The following is a 20,739-nucleotide window of genomic DNA, read 5'->3' on the forward strand; positions in this document are numbered from 1 at the left end:
GGCTAGTCCGCGGTCACCTCGGCGGGTTGCTCGGAGCGGGAGAACCTGCGCAGCGTGGGGTTCAGCGTGGCGAACACGGTGAGCGCCGCGGCGCCGCCCGCGCAGGTGAGGATCGCCTGGGTGGGTGGCAGGAGGCCCGCGAGCGCGCCGCCGACCGCTGGGCCCGCGATGGCGGCGATGCCCAGCGCGACGCCCATGACGCTGCTCAGCCTGCCGCGCAGCTCGTCCGGGGTGAGCAGCAACTGGTAGGTGGTGATCGTGGTGTTCGCGGTCGGCGCCAGGAACGCCGCCGCCGCGAACAGCACCCCTGTCGGGTAACCGGGGTCGACGACGAGCGCCAGCGGGATCAGCGCGGTGATCGCCCAGAACACGCCGACGATCGACGTGTGCGGTCGCAGCAGTCGGTGCAGGCGGGGTGCGACGAGCGCGCCCAGGATGCCGCCCGCGCCGAGCATGGCCCCCATGACGCCGATCTGGCCCGCGGGCACCCCCTGCTGCTGGGCGATGGCGATCATCAGCAGGTAGAAAGCCTGGAAGAACAGGTTGAGGCCGACCGCGCAGATCGCGACGACCCGGACGACGGGCTGGTGCCACACCCACTTCAGCCCGTCGCGGACCTCGTGGTGGAACCGCCCGTGCGCCGGGCGTTCGCGGTGGCGCGCGGGGATGCGGACGAACAGCAGCGACAGGAACGTCGCCACGTGCGTCACCGCCTCCAGCGCGAATGGCACCCAGCGCGCCAGGCCGAACAGCACGCCGCCGAGCGCGGTGCCCGAGAGCTGGCCGACGTAGCCGCGGGCGGCGTTCATCGCCACGGCGGCGGGCAGGTGGTGCTCGGGCACGACGGCGGGCAGGGCCGCTTCCTCGGCGGGTTCCGACAACGCCCGGCAGACGCCGAGCACGACGACGGCAAGCACCACGTGGGGCAGGCCCACCGCGTCCCACCACAGCCCGACGACGAGCGCGGCCATCGCCACCGCCTGCACGGCTTCGCTGACGAGCATCACGGTCTTGCGGTTCCACCGGTCGACCAGCGCCCCCGCGGGCAGCCCGACCAGCAACTGGGCCGCCGCGCTCGCCCCGAGCACGAGGCCGGAGGCGACCGCGGAGCCGGTCAGCACCAGCACCAGCAGCGGGAGCGCGATGGTGGACGCGCTGGACCCGGCTTCGGACAGCGCCTGCCCGATCCACAGCAGCCGGTAGTCGCGGTTGCGCGACAGCGGCGCCGTCACGAGTCGGCCCGGCAGTCGGCGGCGATGCCGCGCAGCGCGTCGAGGAAGTCCTCCGCGACCCGCCGCACCGTGGCCCCGTCGTGCCTGTCCGGCTGGTAGTACCAGGTGAACCGGAGTTCACCCGCGGCCACGCCGCCGACCACCTCCAGCAGGTGCGGACCCCGGTCCGTCGGGTCGGAGTCCTGTCCGACGGGGTCGAGCACGGCCCGGTACAGCCCGCCGTCGGCGTGGTCCGCGGTGCTGCCGGACTGGCCGAGGTAGTTGAACACCACCTGCGGTCCCGGTCCGGCGAGCCGCTCCCGCACCTCCGGCCGTCCCAGGTGGCGCAGCGCCCCGAAGCCGAACCCGTTGCCGGGCACCGTGCGGAGCTGCCTGCGCACCGCCTTGACCAGGTCGCGCCACGCGGGCCGGTCCTCGTCCGGGAGTGTGAGCCCGACCGGGTAGAGGGTGGTGAACCAGCCGACCGTGCGGGAGAGGTCGGCGCCGAGGACGTCCTCCCGGCCGTGGCCCTCCATGTCCAGCGACACGGTGCGCCGCCCGGTGAACCGGGACAGCGCCAGTGCCAGCGCGGCGAGCAGGACGTCGTTGACCCTCGTGCGGTACGCGGTGGGCGCGTCGTGCAGCAGCGCGTCGGTGTCCTCCGCGCCCAGCACCACGTGCACCGTGTCCGCCGAGGCGCCCGGTGTCGGCCTCTCGTGGTCCACCGGCAGCGGCGCCGCGTCGAGCGCCGCCGCCCAGTGGTCGACCTCGTGGTCCAGCGCTCCCCCGGCGACGTGCCCGGCGAGCCCGCCCGCCCAGTCCCGGAACGACGTGGACTTGGCGCCCAGGTCCACCGGCAGGCCCGCCAAGGCCTGCCGGTAGGCGGTGTCCAGGTCGTCGAGCAGGATCCGCCACGACACGCCGTCCACGACGAGGTGGTGCACGGCCAGGAACAGCAGCGGTGACGGCATCGCGTCGGCGTGCAGCAGCACGATCCGGAACAGCGGCCCCGTGGCCAGGTCGAAGCCCGCGTGCGCCTCGTCGGCGATCTTCACCACGTGCGCGTGCCGCTCCTCCTCGCCGACCGGGGTGAGGTCGTGCCGCTCCAGCACCCCACCCGGTTCGACCGGGGCGTTGTGCTGGCGCCACTCGCCGTCGACGTGCTCGAAGCGCATCCGCAGCGCGTCGTGGTGGGCCAGCACGGCGGCCAGCGCCCGTTCCAGCGCCGCCTCGTCCAGGTCGGAGGTCAGCTCCAGCAGCATGGACTGGTTGAAGTGGTGCGGCGCCACCGTCCTGGTCTCGAAGAACCACCGCTGGATCGGGGTGAGCGGCACGGCGCCGACCACCTCCGCGGTGTCCGCGGGCGCGGTCTCGACCTCGGTCACGTGGGGTGCCAGCGCCTCGATCGTCTGGTTGCGGAACAGGACCTTCGTCGTCAACGCCAAGCCGGCCTTCCTCGCGCGGGAGACGACCTGGATGACGAGGATGGAGTCACCGCCCAGCTCGAAGAAGTTGTCCCGCACCCCGACGCGGTCGACGCCCAGCACACCGGCCCAGACCTCGGCCAGCGCGGCCTCGACGGGGTCGCGCGGCGGCACGTGGCCCATCCCGTCATCGGGCGTCGGCTCCGGGGCGGGCAGCGCCTCCCGGTCGAGCTTGCCGTTCGGCGTGACCGGCAGGGCGGGCAGCCGCACGAACGCCGACGGCACCAGGTACGCGGGCAGGCGGTCACCCAGGAACGCGCGGAGTTCACCCGGTTCGGCCTCGGTGACGACGTAGGCCACCAGGCGGGCGTGGCCCTGGCCGGTGTCCCTGGCCACCACGGCCGCCTCGGTCACCCCTGGGTGGCCGAGCAGCGCCGACTCGACCTCGCCCGGCTCGACGCGGTGCCCGCGGATCTTGACCTGGTCGTCGATGCGGCCGAGGTACTCGACCACGCCGTCCGCGCGCCTGCGGACCAGGTCGCCGGAGCGGTACATCCGCTCCCCCGGCGCGCCGAACGGGCAGGCGACGAACAGGGCCGCGGTCAGGCCCGGCCGGTTCAGGTAACCCCTGGCCAGCCCGTCGCCCGCGATGCACAGCTCACCGGGCACGCCGAGCGGAACCGGCCGCAGCAGGTCGTCCACGACGTAGAGGCGGGTGTTCCAGGCCGGGTGGCCGATCGGCACGGGTCCGGGGGCCAGCGGCTCACCCGGTTCGACGCGGTGCTCCATGCACCCGACGGTCGTCTCGGTCGGACCGTACTCGTTGACCACGACGGCGGTGGGGTTCGCCCGCCGCCACTCGTCGACCGCCTCGCCGAGCAACTGCTCCCCGCCGACGACCAGGTCACCGGACGGCGACAGGTCGGCGGGGACGGTGCCCAGCAGCGGCAGGTGGCTGGGCGTGGCCTTGAGGAACGCCGTCCGCTCCGCCGGGCCGGCGTCCTCGTCCAGGTCGCTGACCACGACCCGACCACCGACGAGCAGCGGGCCGAAGAGGGTCGTGACGGTGAGGTCGAACGAGACCGGCGAGTGCAGCACCGCCGCGCCGCGCAGGCCGGGGTACACCTCGCAGGCCCACGCCAGGTAGTTGACCACCGAGCGGTGCTCGACCACGACCCCCTTGGGGCGACCGGTGGAGCCGGACGTGTAGATCACGTACGCCGGGTCGTGGGTGGTCAGCGGCCGGGTCCGGTCCTGGTCCGTCGGGTTGAGGTCCGTCGGGTTGAGGTCCGTCGGGTTGAGGTCGGGGTGGGAGTTGGTGTCCCGCAGCGGTTCCGGGTCGTCCAGGACCAGGGCGGGTCGGGCGTCGTCGAGCACGAACGCGACCCGGTCCGCGGGCTGGTCCGGTTCGACCGGCACGTACGCGGCACCCGACTTGAGCACGGCCAGCACCGCGACGACCAGTTCGGCGGAACGCGGCAGCGAGAGCGCGACGTACCGGCCGGGGCCGACGCCGTCCGCGATCAGCCGGTGCGCCACGCGGTTGGCGCGGGCGTTCAGGTCCGCGTAGGTCAGCGACCGGTCGCCGTCCACCAGCGCGGTCGCGTCCGGTGTGCGCGCCACCTGCGCCTCGACCAGGTCCGCCAGCGTGGCGTCGGGAACGGCGTGGGCGGTGTCGTTCCACGCGTGCAGCACGTGCCGCCGCTCGTCGGCGCCCATCAGCGGCAGGTCGGCGAGCGGGCGGTCGGGATCGGCGACCACGCCCTCCAGCAGCACGCCTAGGTGACCGGTCATCCTCTCGACGGTCGCCGCGTCGAACAGGTCGGTGCTGTAGTTGACCGCCCCGTGCAGGGCGTCGTCGGACTCCTGGAACTCCACGGTGAGGTCGAAGTTGGCCGCCACCACCGGCAGCGGCAGGTCCTCGACGACCAGGCCCGGCAGGTCCGGCGCGGGCTCCGGGGTGTTCTGGTGGATCACCATCGCCTGGAACAGCGGGGTGCGGCTGGTGTCGCGCTCGGGCCGCAACTCGTCCACCACGCGCTCGAACGGCACGTCCTGGTGGGCGAACGCGTCCAGCGCCGTGCCCCGCACCTCCCCGAGGAACTCGCGGAACGTGCGGGTCCCGTCGACGGTCGACCGGAGCACCAGCGTGTCGACGAAGAACCCGACCAGGCCCTCCAGTTCGGCGCGCTCCCGGCCGGAGGCCACGGTGCCCACCGCGATGTCGTCCTGCCCGGACCAGCGGGCGAACAGCACCTGGCACGCGGCGACCAGCGCCATGAACAGGGTGCCGTCTTGGTGCTGCGCCAAGGCCTTGAGGCGTCCGGCGACCTCGACCGGCACGGTGAACGTGTGCACCGCGCCCCGGTTGGTGCGCACCGCGGGCCGGGGCCGGTCGGTCGGCAGTTCCAGCGGCGGGACACCGGCGAGCCGGTCCCGCCAGTGCGCGAGCTGCTCGTCCAGCAGCGGCCCGATCAGCCGTTCCCGTTGCCACACCGCGAAGTCCGCGTACTGGACCGGCAGGTCGGGCAGGGTGGTGCCGCCTCGGTACAGGAGGTTCAGCTCGGTGGTCAGCACGCCGTTGGACCAGCCGTCGGTGATGATGTGGTGCGCCAGCAGGAGGAGCACGTGGTCGTCCTCCGCCACGCGCAGCAGCAGCGGGCGCAGCAGTGGGCCGCGACCGAGGTCGAACGGCCGGGTGCACTCCCGCTCCAACGCCTCGGTGAGCCCGTCCTCGGGGACGTCCAGCACGGGCACCTCGACGTCGTGGGGCGGGTGGACGACCTGGACGCCGTGCCCGTCCACGGTCTCGAAGGTGGTGCGCAGCGACTCGTGCCGGGCCACCAGCGCGGTCAGCGCCGTGCCGAGGGCGTCCACGTCCAGGTGGCCGCGGAGCCGCAGGATGGACGGCGAGAGGTAGTCGGTGCTCTCCGGCTCGAACTGGTCCAGGAACCACATCCGCTGCTGGGCGAACGACAGCGGCAGTGCGCCGCCGCGCGGCACGCGCGGGATCGCGGCCTCTGCCCGGCCCTGACCGAGCGCCTCGACGAGCCGGGCGACCGTGGGCGAGCTGAACAGCACCCGCGGTGACACGGGCGCGTCCAGTTCGGCGCGCAGCCGGGACACCACGCGGATGCTGAGGATGGAATCGCCGCCCAGCTCGAAGAAGTTGTCGTCGAGCCCGACTCGCGGCACGCCCAGCACGTCGGCCCAGATGCCGCAGACCCGGTCCTCGACCCGCGTGCGCGGAGCGCGGTAGGTCGCGGCGTCGGCCCGCAGGTCCGGCGCGGGCAGGGCCTTCCGGTCGACCTTCCCGTTGGCCGTCATCGGGAGCGCGTCCAACGCGACGAACGCGGAGGGCACCAGGTAGTCCGGCAGCCGCTCGGCCAGCCACGCCCGCAGGTCGGCGGGACCGGTCGACACGACGTAGGCCACGAGCCGCCGGTGACCGTCGTCCTGCCGCGCGACGACCACGGCTTCGCGAACGTCGGGGTGCCTGCTCAGGACGGCCTCGACCTCTCCGGGTTCGATGCGGAAGCCCCGGATCTTGACCTGGTCGTCGGTACGCCCCAGGTAGTCCAGCGTGCCGTTCGCCAACCACCGCGCCCGGTCACCGGTGCGGTACATCCGCTCCCCCGCACCACCGAACGGATCGGCCAGGAACCGATCAGCGGTCAACCCCGGCCGACCCAGGTAACCACGAGCGACCTGAGCACCGGCCAGGAACAACTCCCCCGGCACCCCAACGGGAACCGGTCGCAGGTCCTCGTCGAGCACATAGGCCCGCACGTTGCGCAGCGGACGTCCCACGACGGGAGACCCAGGCGCGACACGGCACGACAGCGCGTCCACAGTGGACTCAGTGGGCCCGTAGAAGTTGTAGCTGTCAGTACCGGGCACGTCGGCCAACCGCCGCCACAGCGCCTCACCGATCGCTTCACCGCCCAACATCAGCACCTTCGGCCGGTGCTTACCATCCAACAGCCCCGCCTCCAGCAACTGCCGGGCGTAGGACGGCGTCAGGTCCAGGAAGTCGATCCGCCGATCCACCACGTAGTCCACGAGCGCGGGCGGATCCAACCGAACGTCCTCGTCCAGCACGTGCAACTCGTGGCCATCAGCCATCAACACGACACCTTCAAGGGAGGTGTCGAACGAGAACACCGCCGACAACGCCACCCGCAACCGCCGACCCCGAACAAAATCTTCACGGTGGTTCACCAGCAGGTTCACCAGACTGCGATGCTCGACCACCACACCCTTCGGCCGACCCGTCGACCCGGACGTGTAGATCACGTAGGCCGCGTGGTCCGGACGCACCGGCGGCAGTTCCGAGGAGTCCTGGTGGTCGGACGCGGGCAGTGTCCCGCGCACCACCAGCACCGGCCTCGCGTCCGCTAGCAGGAACTCCACCCGATCAGCGGGCAACGCCGGATCGACGGGGAGGTAAACCCCACTGGCCTTCCAGATCGCCAGCAACGCCACCACGAACTCCACCGACCGCGGCAACATCAGCGCCACGAGCCGCTCCGGACCGACCCCTCCGGCCAGGAAGACCCGCGCGAGCCTGTTGGCCCACGCGTTCACCTCGGCGAACGTCAACGACCGGTCGCCCACCACGAGAGCGGTCGCGTCCGGCGTCGCCCGAACGGCGGCCTCGAACAGGTCGACCAGGGTCCCCGCCGGCACCTCACCGGCCGTGTCGTTCCACTCCACCACCACTCGGCGCCGCTCGTCGTCCGCCATCAACGGCAGTTCGGCGAGGGTCCGGTGCGGGTCGGTCGCCAGGTTCTTCAGCAGCACCAGCAGGTGCGCGGCGACGCGCTCGACCGTCTCGGCGTCGAACAGGCGCGGGTCGTAGTCGAGTTCGAGGCGCAGCCGGTCACCCAGGTTGGCGCTCAGCGCCAGCGGGAAGCTCGTCGTGTCGGCGCCTTCGACGTCGAGCACCCGCACGCCCTGCTCGGCGTCGAGCAGTTCGTCCACCGGGTAGTTCTCGAACACCACGGCGCTGTCGAACAACGACGACCCGGCGGGCACACCGCTCCACGACCGCAGGTCCGACAGCGACACGAAGTCGAACCGCCGTGACTCCCACTGCGCGGCCTGGACCTCCCTCAGCCAGGTCAGGGCGTCGGCGTCACCGCGCACCGCGATCCTGGTCGGCACGGTGTTGATGAACAGGCCCACCATCGACCCGACACCCGGCAGTTCCGCCGGACGACCCGACACCGTCGTACCGAACACCACGTCGGACTCGCCGGTGTAGCGGGACAGCAGCAGCGCCCAGGCGCCCTGCACCACCGTGTTGGCGGTCAGCCCGGCGGCGCGGGTGACCCGGTTGAGGTCGGCCGACCGCTCCGGGTCCAGCTCCACCCGGACCGACGCGCTGGACTCGGCGCGGTGCGCCTCGACCGGCGGGCGGTCCCACGGCAGCGGCGTCGGCGAGTCGACCCCGCCGAGCACCTGCCGCCAGTGCCGTTCGGCCGCCGCCGCGTCCTGGTCGGCCAGCCAGCGCAGGTAGTCGCGGAACGGCCGCCGCGCCGCGAGCCTCGGCTCCCGGCCGTGGACGAGGGCGGCGTACTGCTCGCACACCTCCGCGAGCACCTGGGCGAAGCTCCACCCGTCCACCAGGACGTGGTGCGCGGTCCAGAAGAGGGTGACCTCGTCGTCGGTCAGCCGGGCGATGGCCAGGCGCAGCAGGGGCGGCCGGGTCAGGTCCAGGCCCTCCGCGTCGCCCTCGGGGCGCGCGGCCTCCTGCTCCTCGGCGGACAGGTGGCGCCAGTCGTGGTGGGCGATCGGCACGTCGACCCGGTGGCGCACCACCTGCACCGGGGTTTCGACGCCCTCCCAAACCACCCCGGCGCGCAGCACGGGGGTGCGGTCCACGACGCGGCGGCACGCCTCGGCCAGCGCGTTCGGGTCGGACACGCCGGACAGCCGCAGCCGGAACCGGTTGAAGTACGCCGTCGACGTGTCGTCCACCAGCGCGTGGAACAGCATCCCCGTCTGCAACGGGGTCAACGGGTAGACGTCCTCCACGTCCCGGTCGACCAGCCGGTCCACGGCCGCCTGGTCCAGGCGTGCCAACGGGAAGTCCGACGGCGTCCGGCCTCCCGAGTCCGGCAGCGCGCAGTGCGCCACGATCTCGCGCAGCGCGCCCGTCGTCGCGTCGGCCACCGCCCGCACGGTCGACTCGTCGTGCACGTGCTCGGAGTAGAGCCAGGACAGCACCAGCTCGCCGTCCTCCACCCCGCCGACCACGTCGAGCAGGAACGCGCGTTCGCCCTCCTCGGTTCCGGGGCTGTCCAACCGCTTCCGGAACAGACCGCTGTCCTCGGCCGACGCCACGTCCCACCGACCGTGGTAGTTGAAGCTGACCGGCGGCAGGGCGGTCCCGGCCAGGTCGGCGGCCGATCCGAGCTGCCGCAGCGCCTCGAAGCCAAAGCCCCGGCGCGGCACGGCGCGGAGCTGTTCCTTCACCGACTTGAGCACCGCGCCCCAGTCGCCGTCGGGCACGGTCAGCGCGACCGGGTACTGGGTGGTGAACCAGCCGACCGTGCGGGAGGTGTCGACGCCGTCGAGCACGTCCTCACGGCCGTGGCCCTCCATCGTGACCGCCACGCGGTCCCGGCCCGTCCAGTCCGCCAGTGCCCGGCCCAGCGCGCTGAGCAGCACGTCGTTGGCCTGCGTGCGGTAGACGTCCGGAACGCGGTGCAGCAGGGCGTCGGTGTGCTCGCGGTCGAGCCGGACCGACACCACCCTGATGGAGCCCGCGGTGTTGGGCCCGTCGCGGTCCACGGGCACGACACCCGCCGCCCGGTCGAGCGCGGCGGTCCAGTGGGGCAGTTCGTCGTCGAACGCCCCGGACCGCACGTGCTCGGCCAGCCGGTGGGCCCACTGGGTGAACCGGGTGCCGACCGGCTCCAGCTCCACCCGCTCGCCCGCGACGGCCTGGCGGTAGGCGGTCTCCAGGTCACCGAGCAGGATTCGCCAGGACACGCCGTCCACGACGAGGTGGTGGACCACGAGGAGCAGGCTCGGCCGTTCGCCTTTCACCAGCCGCGCGCGCAGCAGCGGGCCGCGGGTGATGTCCAGGCCGGTGTCCGCCCCGTCGTGCTCCACGAGGTGACCGGGCTCGGCCGGGACGACGTCCTGCCGCCAGTCGCCGTCCACGCGGGTGAAGCGGGTGCGCAGGCCCTCGTGGTGCGCCACGACCGCGTCCACGGCCCGCGACAGCGCCGCCGGGTCCACGTCCTCGGCCAGTTCCAGGTGGAACGACATCGTGAACGCGTGGGGGTCGTCCGGGTGGGAGTCGAGGTACCAGCGCTGGATCGGCGTGAGCGGGGCCGGTCCAGCGATCTCGGGCAGGTCCGCCTCCGGACCGCGCGCCCGCACGACGGTCGCGAGTTCGGCGATGGTCTGGTGGGTGAACACGTCCTTGGTGACCAGCTCCAGACCGGCCTGGCGGGACCGGGACACGATCTGGATGCTCAGGATCGAGTCGCCGCCCAGGCCGAAGAAGTTGTCGTGGACGCCGACCCGCTCGACGCGCAGCGCCTCCGCCCAGACGCGGGCGAGTTCCCGCTCCACGGGCGTGCGCGGCGGCACGTAGCCCTGGGCGAGCCCGGCCGACGCGTCGGGCGCGGGCAGGGCGCGGCGGTCGACCTTGCCGCTGTCGGTCCTGGGCAGCTCGTCGAGCAGCACGAACAGCGACGGCACCAGGTGGTCCGGCAGCCGCAGCTTCAGCTCGGCCCGCAGGTCGTCCACCGCGGCCGTGCCCACGACGTAGCCGACGAGGCGGTGCGTGCCGGGCTCGACCTCGCGCGCGACGACGACGGTCTCCGCGACCCCCGGCAGGCCGATCAGGGCGGCCTCGACCTCTCCGGGTTCGACCCGGTAGCCGCGGATCTTGACCTGGTCGTCGGCGCGGCCCTGGTACTCCAGCGCGCCGTCGGCGGTCCACCGGGCGAGGTCGCCCGTGCGGTACACCCGTGAGCCGGGCGGACCGAACGGGTTGGCGGTGAACCGGTCCGCGGTCAGTCCGGGCCGGTTCAGGTAGCCGCGGGCCACCTGGTCGCCCGCCAGGTGCAGTTCGCCGGGCACGCCGATCGGGACCGGCCGCAGGTCGGCGTCCAGCACGTAGGCGCGCAGGTTGCGGCCGGGGCCGCCGATCACCGGGCGTTCGCGGTCGGTGATCACCGTCCACACCGAGTCCACAGTGGACTCCGTTGGCCCGTAGAGGTTGACGCCGGTGACGCCGTCGGCCTCGGCCAGCGCTCGCCACAGCGGTTCGCCGACGGCTTCGCCGCCCAGCGCCACCAGCAGCGGCCGGTGCCGCCTGCCGGTCAGCACGCCCTCGGGCAGTAGCTGCTGGAAGTACGACGGGGTGCAGCTCAGGAAGTCGATCCGGTGCCGGGTGATGTGCTCGACCAGCGCGCGCGGGTCCAGCCGCACCGAGTCGTCGACCACGTGCAGCTCGTGGCCCGCGGCCAGCAGGAGCAGCCCTTCCCAGGAGGCGTCGAACGAGTACGCGGCCGTGGCGATGCCGCGCAGGCGGGTCCCGTCGCGGGGCAGCAGGCGGGTGTGGTGGTCGGCGACGAGGTTGGCGAGGTTGCGGTGCTCGACCACGACCCCCTTGGGGCGCCCGGTGGAGCCGGACGTGTAGATCACGTACGCGGCGTGCTCCGGGCGCAGCGGTGCCGTGCGGTCGGCGTCGGTCGGATCGGTGGCCGGGCGGTCGGTGGCGGCGGGGTCGTCCAGCGCCACGCGCGGCAGCCCGCCGGGCACGGTCCCGCCGTCGCCGGTCGTGACCACGAGCACCGGCCGGGCGTCGTCCAGCAGGAACGCGACGCGCTCGGCCGGGTGGTCGGGGTCGACCGGCAGGTAGGCGCCACCGGCCTTGAGCACGGCCAGGACGGCGAAGACCATCTCGGCCGAACGCGGCAGCGCCAGCGCCACCACGGACTCGGGCCCGACCCCCGCGGCGATCAGGTGGTGGGCGAGCCGGTTGGCGTGGGCGTTCACGTCGGCGAAGGTCCACGACCGGTCGCCCGCGACCAGTGCCGTCACGTCGGGAGTGCGGGCGGCGCGGTCCTGGAACACCTCGTGGTACGCCGGGGCGGGCTCGTCGGCGGCGGTGTCGTTCCAGTCGTGCAGGACGTGCCGCAGCTCGTCGTCGGTGAGCAGCGGCAGGTCGGCCACGGCGTGGTCCGGGTCGGTGGTCGCCCCGTCGAGCAGCACGCCGACGTGCGCCACCAGACGCTCGGCCGTGACGGCGTCGAACAGCGCCGTGTCGTAGGTCAGCACCGCTTCCAGTCGGCCGTCGACCTCCTGGAACTGGAACGACACGTCGAAGCCCGCCGCGACCGACGGCGGCGGCAGCTCCTCGACGTCCAGGCCGGGCAGGCCCGGTCCGTCGTCCGGGGTGTTCTGGAGGACGACCATCGCCTGGAACAGCGGTGTGCGGCTGGGATCGCGCACGGGGTGCACCTCGTCCACGACCCGCTCGAACGGCACGTCCTGGTGGGCGAAGGCGTCGAGCACCGTCTCGCGGACCCGGCCCAGCAGGTCCCGGAACCCGCGGCGCGGGTCGACCGGGGTGCGCAGCACGAGCGTGTTGACGAAGAAGCCGACCAGCCCTTCCAGTTCGGTGCGGTCGCGGCCGGACACGACCGTGCCGACCGCCACGTCCCGCTGCCCGGACCAGCGGGCGAACAGCACCTGGCAGGCGGCCAGCAGCGCCATGAACAGGGTGCCGTCCTGCTCGCGGGCCAACGCCTTGAGCCTGCCGGTGACGTCGGCGGGCACCTGGAAGTGGACCAGCGCGCCCTGCTTGCCGCGGGTCGCGGGTCGGGGCCGGTCGGTGGGGAGTTCCAGCGGCCGAACGCCGTCGAGCGCGCGGCGCCAGTAGGACAGGTGCTCCGCGAGCGCCTCCTCGGTGGACTCCCGCCGCTGCCACACCGCGTAGTCCGCGTACTGCACGGGCAGGTCGGGCAGCTTCGCGTCCGCGCCTCGGGTGGCGGCCTCGTAGCAGGCGCCCAGTTCGCCGAGCAGCACGCCGTTCGACCAGCCGTCGGTGACGATGTGGTGCAGCACCAGGGAGAGCACGTGGTCGTCCTCGGCCAGCCGCGCCAGCAGCACCCGCACCAGCGGGCCCCGCCGGAGGTCGAACGGGGTGGTGGTCTCCCCGTCCAGCACCCGTTCCAGGTCGTCCTCGGACACCTCGACCACCGGGACCACGACCCGGTGGGGCGGGTGCACGACCTGCGCTCCCCGACCGTCCACGGTCTCGAAGGTGGTGCGCAGCGACTCGTGCCGCGCCACCAGCGCCGTCAACGCGGTGCCCAGGGCGTCCACGTCCAGGTGACCGCGCAGCCGCAGGATCGACGGCGTCAGGTACTCCACGCCACCGGGTTCGAACTCGTCGAGGAACCACAGGCGCTGCTGCGCGAACGACAGCGGCAGACCACCCTCGCGGGGCACGACCGGGATGTCGGACCGCCGGACGCCCTTGGCCTCGGCGACCAGTGCGGCGATGCCCGCGACGGTGGGGCTGGTGAACACCGACCGCGGCGACATCTCCACGTCGAACGCGGCCCGCAGCCGGGAGATCACCCGGATGCTGAGGATCGAGTCGCCGCCCAGGTCGAAGAAGCTGTCGTGGACGCCGATTCCGGGCACGCCCAGCACCTCGGACCAGATGTCGGCCACCTCCCGCTCCACGTCCGTGCGGGGCGCGACGTGGTCGGTGCCGGTGGCCGTCAGGTCGGGGGCGGGCAGGGCACGGCGGTCGACCTTCCCGTTGGCCGTCATCGGGAACTCGTCCAGCGCGACGAACGCGGAGGGCACCAGGTAGTCCGGCAGCCGCTCGGCCAGCCACGCCCGCGGGTCCGCCGCCCCGGTCGGGGTCACGTAGGCGACGAGCCGCTGGTGACCGCCGTCCTCCCGTGCGACGACCACCGCTTCGCGGACGTCGGGGTGGCGGACCAGGGCCGCCTCGACCTCGCCGGGTTCGATGCGGAAGCCCCGGATCTTGACCTGATCGTCGGTCCGACCCAGGTAATCCAGGGTGCCATTCGCCAACCACCGCGCCCGGTCACCGGTGCGGTACATCCGCTCCCCCGCACCACCGAACGGATCCGCCAGGAACCGATCAGCCGTCAACCCCGGACGACCCAGGTAACCACGAGCGACCTGGGCACCGGCCAGGAACAACTCCCCCGGTACACCAACCGGAACCGGCCGCAACCGCTCGTCCAGCACGTACGCCCGCACGTTGCGCAGCGGACGCCCCACGACCGGCGGCCCGTCCCCTGCGATCAGGCAGGACAGGGCGTCCACAGTGGACTCGGTCGGGCCGTAGAAGTTGTAGCTCTCGGTACCGGGCAAGTCGGCCAACCGCCGCCATAACCCTTCACCGATCGCTTCTCCGCCCAACATCAGCACCTTCGGCCGGTGCTCGCCGTCCAACAGCCCCGCCTCCAGCAACTGCCGGGCATAGGACGGCGTCAGGTCCAGGAAGTCGATCCGCAGATCCACCACGTACTCCACCAACGCGGGCGGGTCCAACCGGATGTCCTCGTCCAACACGTGCAACTCATGACCATCGGCCATCAGCACAACGCCCTCAAGGGACGTGTCGAACGAGAACACCGCCGACAACGCCACCCGCAACCGCCGACCCTGAACAAAATCTTCACGGTGGTTCACCAGCAGGTTCACCAGACTGCGATGCTCGACCACCACACCCTTCGGCCGACCCGTCGACCCGGACGTGTAGATCACGTAAGCCGAGTGGTCCGGACGCACCGGCATCAGGTTGTCGGAGCCGTGACCGTCGACCTCGGGGAGCGCTCCGCGCACCACCAGCACCGGGTTCGCGTCCGCCAGCAGGAACTCCACCCGATCGGCGGGCAACTCCGGATCGACGGGGAGGTAAACACCACCCGCCTTCCAGATCGCCAGCAACGCCACCACGAACTCCACCGACCGCGGCAACATCAGCGCCACGAGCCGCTCCGGGCCCACGCCTGACGCGACGAAGGCCCGTGCCACCCGGTTTGCCCACGCGTTCAACTCCGCGAACGACAGCGACCGGTTCCCCACCACCAGCGCGACGGCGTCCGGCGAGGTTCGGGCCTTGGCCTCGAACAGGTCCACGATCGTCGCGTCCGGCACCTCGCCGTCCGTGGCGTTCCACTCCACGACCACCCCGCGCCGCTCGTCCTCCGTCATCAGGGACGGCTCGGACTCCGCGGCGATGGCGTTCACCAGCAGGAGCAGGCGGTCGGCGAGGCGGTGGGCCGTGTCGGCGTCGAAGAGGTGCGGGTCGTAGGCGAGGTCCAGGCGCAGCCGGTCGTCGAGGACGGCGCTGAGGGTGAGCGGGAACGTGGTCGTGTCCCGTGCCCGCACCTCGGTCGCCCGGATGCCGCCGACCTCGGCGACGTCGTTGAGCGGGTAGTTCTCGAACACGACGGCGCTGTCGAACAGCGACGACCCCGCGGGCACGGCGCTGTACGACCGGAGTTCCGGCAGCGACACGAAGTCGAACCGCCGCGCTTCCGTCTGCGCCGCCTGCACCTCCCGCAGCCAGGCCGCGGTGTCGCCGTCGTCGCGCACGGAGACCCTGGTCGGCACGGTGTTGATGAACAGGCCGACCACCTGCTCGACGCCCGGCAGTTCCGCCGGACGGCCGGACACCGTCGTGCCGAACACCACGTCGGACTCGCCGCTGTGCCGGGACAGCAGCAGCGCCCACGCGCCCTGCACCACGGTGTTGACGGTCAGGCCGTGGCGACGGGCGGTGCGGCGCAGCCGGTCGGTCTCCTCGGTGCTGAGGGCCACGAGGACCGCCTCGGAGGACTCGGTGGCGTGGTCCGGCCGCGGCTGCCGGTCGTACGGCAGGGCGGTGGGCGCGGAGAAGTCCGCCAGCACCTCGCGCCAGTGCCGTTCGGCCTCGGTCCGGTCCTGGTCGGCCAGCCAGCGCAGGTAGTCGCGGAACGGCCGCCGCGCGGCCAGCCGCGGCGGCCGGCCGTCGGTGATCGCCCGGTACTGCTCGCACACCTCGGCGAACACCTGCGCCAGGCTCCACCCGTCCAGCAGGACGTGGTGGAACGTCCAGACCAGCAGCACCTCGTCGTCCGACAGCAAAGCGATGGCGATGCGCATCAGCGGCGCGCGGCGCAGGTCGAGGCCTTCGGTGGCCAGCACGTCGAGTTCGCGCGCACGGTCCTCTTCGGACAGTCCGCGCCAGTCGTGGTGCGTGGTGGGCAGGTCGACGCGGGACCGGATCACCTGCACCGGGCGCTCGACGCCCTCCCACACCAGCGCGCCGCGCAGCACCGGCGTGCGGTCGACGACGCGTTGCCACGCGGTGGCGAGCGCGCGTTCGTCCTCGACGCCGGTCAGCCGCAATCTGACCTGGTCGAAGTAGGCCGTGGACGACGGGTCGGCCAGGCCGTGGAACAGCATCCCCTCCTGCAACGGGGTCAGCGGGTAGACGTCCTCCACGTCGACGGGCAGCCGGTCCACGGCCGCCTGGTCCAGGCGTGCCAACGGGAAGTCCGACGGCGTCCGGCCGCCCGAGTCCGGCAGCGCGCAGTGCGCCACGATCTCGCGCAGCGCGCCCGTCGTCGCGTCGGCCACCGCCCGCACGGTCGACTCGTCGTGCACGCGCCCGGAGTACAGCCAGGTGAGTTCGAGTTCGCCGTCCTCGACCAGGCCCACGACGTCCAGCAGGTGCGCGCGGGTGTTGCCGGGCGCGGTGTCCCGGCCGATCGGGGCGCACCGGGCCCGGTAGAGGCCGTCGTCGTCGGCCGCCACGTCCCACTGGCCGTGGTAGTTGAAGCTGATCGACGGGTGCGGGTCGTCGCGCAGGACCTCCGTGGGACCGAGGTACCGCAGCGCCGCGTAGCTCTGGCCGCGCCGCGGCACCGCGCGCACCTGCTCCTTGACCGACTTCAGCACGTCGCCCCAGCCCCCTGCGGGCACGTGCAGGGCAAGGGGGAACTGGCTGGTGAACCAGCCGACCGTGCGGGACACGTCGAGGTCGTCCGGCACGTCCTCGCGCCCGTGGCCCTCCAGCCCGACCAGGACGCGGTCCCGCCCGGTCCAGTCGGCCAGCGCCCGGCCGAGCGCGCTGAGCAGCACGTCGTTGACCTGCGTGCGGTAGACGCCGGGCACCTGGTGCAGCAGCTCGTCGGTGTCGGCCCGGCCGAGCCGGACGGTGACCGCGCGGACGTCCTGGGCGGGGTCGCCGTCCGCGTGGTCCACCGGGAGGTCGGCCGGGGCGGACGCGGCGAAGCCGGTCCAGTGGGCGAGGTCGGCGTCCAGGTCGCCTGCGGCCACCCGGTCGGCCAGCCTGCGCGCCCACGTGGCGAACGCCGTGCCCACGGGCTCCAGCGCGACCGGTTCGCCGCGGGACACCTGGTGGTAGGCGGTGTCCAGGTCGCCGAGCAGGACGCGCCAGGACACGCCGTCCACGACGAGGTGGTGCACGGCCAGGAACAGCCGGGAGCGGCCCGCGCCGAGGCGGAACAGCAGGGCCCGCACGAGCGGCCCGGCGGTGAGGTCGAGGCTCGACTGGGCGGTGAGCGCGTCGGCGTCCGCGGCCTCCCGCTGTTCGCGCTCGTCGAGCCCGGTCAGGTCGCGCACGCGCAGCACGCCGGTCGGCGCGGTGGGTGCGACCTCCTGGACCCACCGGTCGCCGTCGCGGGTGAAGCGCGTGCGCAGGGCGTCGTGGTGCGCCACGACGGCGTCCAGCGCGGTGCCCAGCGCGCGTTCGTCGAGGTCCGGGGGCAGCTCGACGTGGGTGGACATGGTGAAGTGGTGCGGGGCCCGCGGTGTGGTGTCGAAGAACCACTCCTGGATGGGCGTCAGCGGCGCGGGCCCGGCGGCCGGGGTGTCCGGCGCGTGGTCGACGGCGGCCGTGGCGGTCGCGGCCAGTTCGGCGACCGTGGGGTGCAGGAAGACGTCCTTGGACGACAGCCGCAGGCCCGCCTGTCGGGCGCGGGCCACGAGCTGGATGCTGAGGATGGAGTCCCCGCCCAGTTCGAAGAAGTTGTCCTCGACGCCGACCCGGTCGACGCGCAGCACCTCGGCCCAGACGCGGGCCAGTTCCCGTTCGACGGGTGTGGTGGGCTCGACGTGGCCGGTGTCCGGGCGGCCCTCCGGCGCGGGCAGCGCACGGCGGTCGACCTTCCCGTTGCCGCTCAACGGGAGCGCGTCCAGCGGCACGAACGCCGACGGCACCATGTAGTCCGGCAGTTCCCGCGCGAGCCACGTCCGCAGCTCGGCGTGCGCCAGGTCCGCCGTCGGCACGACGTAGGCGACGAGCTGCTTGCGGCCGTCGTCGGTGCGGGCGACGGTGATCGCCTGCGCGATGGCGGGGTGGCGGGTCAGCAGGGCGTCGACCTCACCGGTCTCGACCCGGAAGCCGCGGATCTTGACCTGGTCGTCGGTCCGGCCGACGAACTCCACCACTCCCGTCGCGCGCCACCGCGCCACGTCGCCGGTGCGGTACATCCGGGAACCGGGCGGGCCGAACGGGTCGGGCAGGAAGCGCTCGGCGGTCAGACCGGGTTGGCCGAGGTAGCCGCGGGCCACCCCGGCGCCCGCGAGGAACAACTCCCCCGGCACGCCAACGGGAACCGGCCGCAGGCCGTCGTCCAGGACGTAGGCCGCCATGCCGTCGAGCGGGCGGCCGACCGGGATCACGTCGGGCACGACGTCCGTCATGGGAAACGAGGTGGCGAACGTCGTCGTCTCGGTCGGGCCGTAGCCGTCGACCACGGTCAGGCCGGGGCACGCGTCGAGCACACCGCGAACGGCCGCGGCGGGCACCACGTCGCCACCGGTCCACACCTCGCGCAGCCCGGCGAACGCCTCGGGCGACTCGTGGGCGACCAGCCGGAATAGCCCGGCGGTCAGCCAGATCGCGGTCACGCCGTGCTCGGTTATGGCGCGCCGCACCGCGTCGGCGTCCACGTCGCCGGGTCGCGCGACGACGACCTGACCGCCGCGCAGCAGCGGCACCCACAGCTCGTAGGTCGACGCGTCGAACGCCGACGGGGAGTGCAGCAGCACGCGGTCGTGCGCGCCGCCGTCGAAACGGGAGTCCAACGCCAGCGCCACCACGTCCCGGTGCCGCACGGCCACGCCCTTCGGCGTGCCGGTGGACCCCGAGGTGTGCATGACGTAGGCGAGCTGGTCCGGGTGCACCGCGACGCCGGGATCGGGAGCACCGGGCAGGTCGCCGTCGAGCACCAGCACCTGTCCGGTGTGGACGGACGTGACGACCTCCTCCCCAACGGGGTCGGTGATCACCGCGGTCACCCCCGAGTCGGCCAGCACGCGCCTCAGGCGCTCGGCCGGGGCGCGCCCGTCCAGCGGCATGTAGGCCGCGCCCGCCTTGGCCACCGCCAGTTCGGCGACGACCAGGCCGACGGAGCGCTCCACGAGCAGCCCCACCGGGTCCTCGGCCCGGACCCCGAGGTCGAGGAGCCGACGCGCGAGGTGGTTGGCCCGCGCGTCCAGCTCGGCGTAGGTGAGGACCCCGTCGTCCGCGAGGACGGCGGGCGCGTCCGGGGTCCGGCGCGCCTGCTCGGCGAACAGGCCGGGAATCGTGGCCGCCGTCGGTGGGCGGTGGGCGTCGTTCCAGCCCGTCAGCACCTGCTCGCGCTCGGCGTCCGACAGCCACGGCAGCTCGCCGAGGGGCAGGCGCGGATCGGCCGCCACACCCCCGAGCAGCAGCACGAGGTGGTCGGCGAAGCGCTCGACCGTGGCGGCGTCGAACAGGTCGGTGTTGTACTCCAGCACACCCGCCAGCAGGCCGTCGCGCTCCTGGAACTCGATGGTCAGGTCGAACAGGGCGTCCCGCCTCGACAGGCCGATCGGCTCGACGCGCAGGCCCGGCAGCGACGGCGGCGTGCGTTCGGCGTTCTGGAGCAGCACCATCACGTCGAACAGCGGGTTGCGGCTGACGTCGCGGTCCGTCCGGACGGCGTCGACGAGCTGCTCCAGCGGTGCCTCGTCGTGGGCGAAGGCCTCCTTGACGGTGTCCTTGACCTGGTCGAGGAACTCGGTGAAGGCCCGACTGGTGTCCACTGTGGACCGGAGGACGACGGTGTTGACGAAGAACCCGACCAGCCGTTCCAGGCCGGGGTGGTCGCGACCGGTCGTGACGGTGCCGACGGCCACGTCCTCCTGACCGGCGTAGCGGGCGAGCAGCGCCTGGCACCCGGCCATGAGCACGGAGAACAGGATCGTGCCGTGCTCGTGGGCGAGGTCGCGCAGCGCGGTGGTGACGGGCGCGGGCACGGTGAACGGGTGCGTGGCGCCGTGGGTCGTGCGCACCGGCGGGCGGGGCCGGTCGGTCGGGAGGTCCAGCGGGGCCGTGCCCGCCAGCCGCCGCGTCCAGTGGTCGAGGTGGCCGCGCAGCACGTCGTCGGACAGGCGTTCGCGCTGCCAGGCGGCGAAGTCGGCGTACTGGACCGGCAGGGCGGGCAGCGACGCCTCCCGACCCGCCACGACGGCGCCGTACACCTCGCCCAACTCCTCGGTGAGCACGCCCATCGACCAGCCGTCGGTGACGACGTGGTGCGCGGTCACCAGCAGCACGTGCTCGTCCTCGGCGAGCCGGACCAGCAGCGCCCGCACCAGCGGACCCGCCTCCAGGTCGAAGGGGCGGGAGTACTCGGCGACCAGCACGTCGTCCAGCCCGGCGGGGTCGTCCTGGCCGACCACGGGCACGGGGAGGTCGAACGGCGGGTGCACGACCTGCGCGCCGCGCCCGTCGACCTCGGCGAGCGTGGTGCGCAGCGATTCGTGCCGGGCCACCAGGCCGGTGAGCGCGGCGGTCAGCGCGGCCACGTCGAGCCGCCCGGTCAGGCGCAGCGCCAGCGCGCTGTTGTAGCCGGAGCCGCCCGGCTGGAACCGGTCGAGGAACCACAGGCGCTGCTGCGGGAACGACAGGGGTAAGGACTGGTCGCGGCGGACCGGTCTGATGGTGTCGGCCTGCCCGGTGTTGCCGGAGAGGCGGCGGCGCATCTGCTCGCGCAGGTGCGGCGGAAGTGCGGCGACGCGGTCCTCGATCGACGACGACATGG

Annotated in this window: 2 protein-coding genes; both read right to left on the bottom strand. The window is 73.3% G+C overall.

Annotation, left to right across the window (positions count from 1 at the left end; all coding sequences use genetic code 11):
* Positions 1-2: 2 nt before the first annotated feature.
* Positions 3-1,232: an MFS transporter gene (locus NZH93_RS01935; RefSeq protein ID WP_259621109.1), complete on the bottom strand. Its 1,230-nt coding sequence runs from the start codon at positions 1,230-1,232 to the stop codon at positions 3-5.
* Positions 1,229-20,737 carry a non-ribosomal peptide synthase/polyketide synthase gene (locus tag NZH93_RS01940; protein ID WP_259621110.1) on the bottom strand — a complete coding sequence of 6,503 codons (19,509 nt, stop codon included), beginning with the start codon at positions 20,735-20,737 and terminating at the stop codon, positions 1,229-1,231. The genes NZH93_RS01935 and NZH93_RS01940 overlap by 4 nt, the downstream gene beginning before the upstream one ends.
* Positions 20,738-20,739 lie beyond the last annotated feature (2 nt).

It is taken from the genome of Umezawaea endophytica (genome assembly GCF_025061645.1).
Lineage (GTDB): Bacteria > Actinomycetota > Actinomycetes > Mycobacteriales > Pseudonocardiaceae > Umezawaea > Umezawaea endophytica.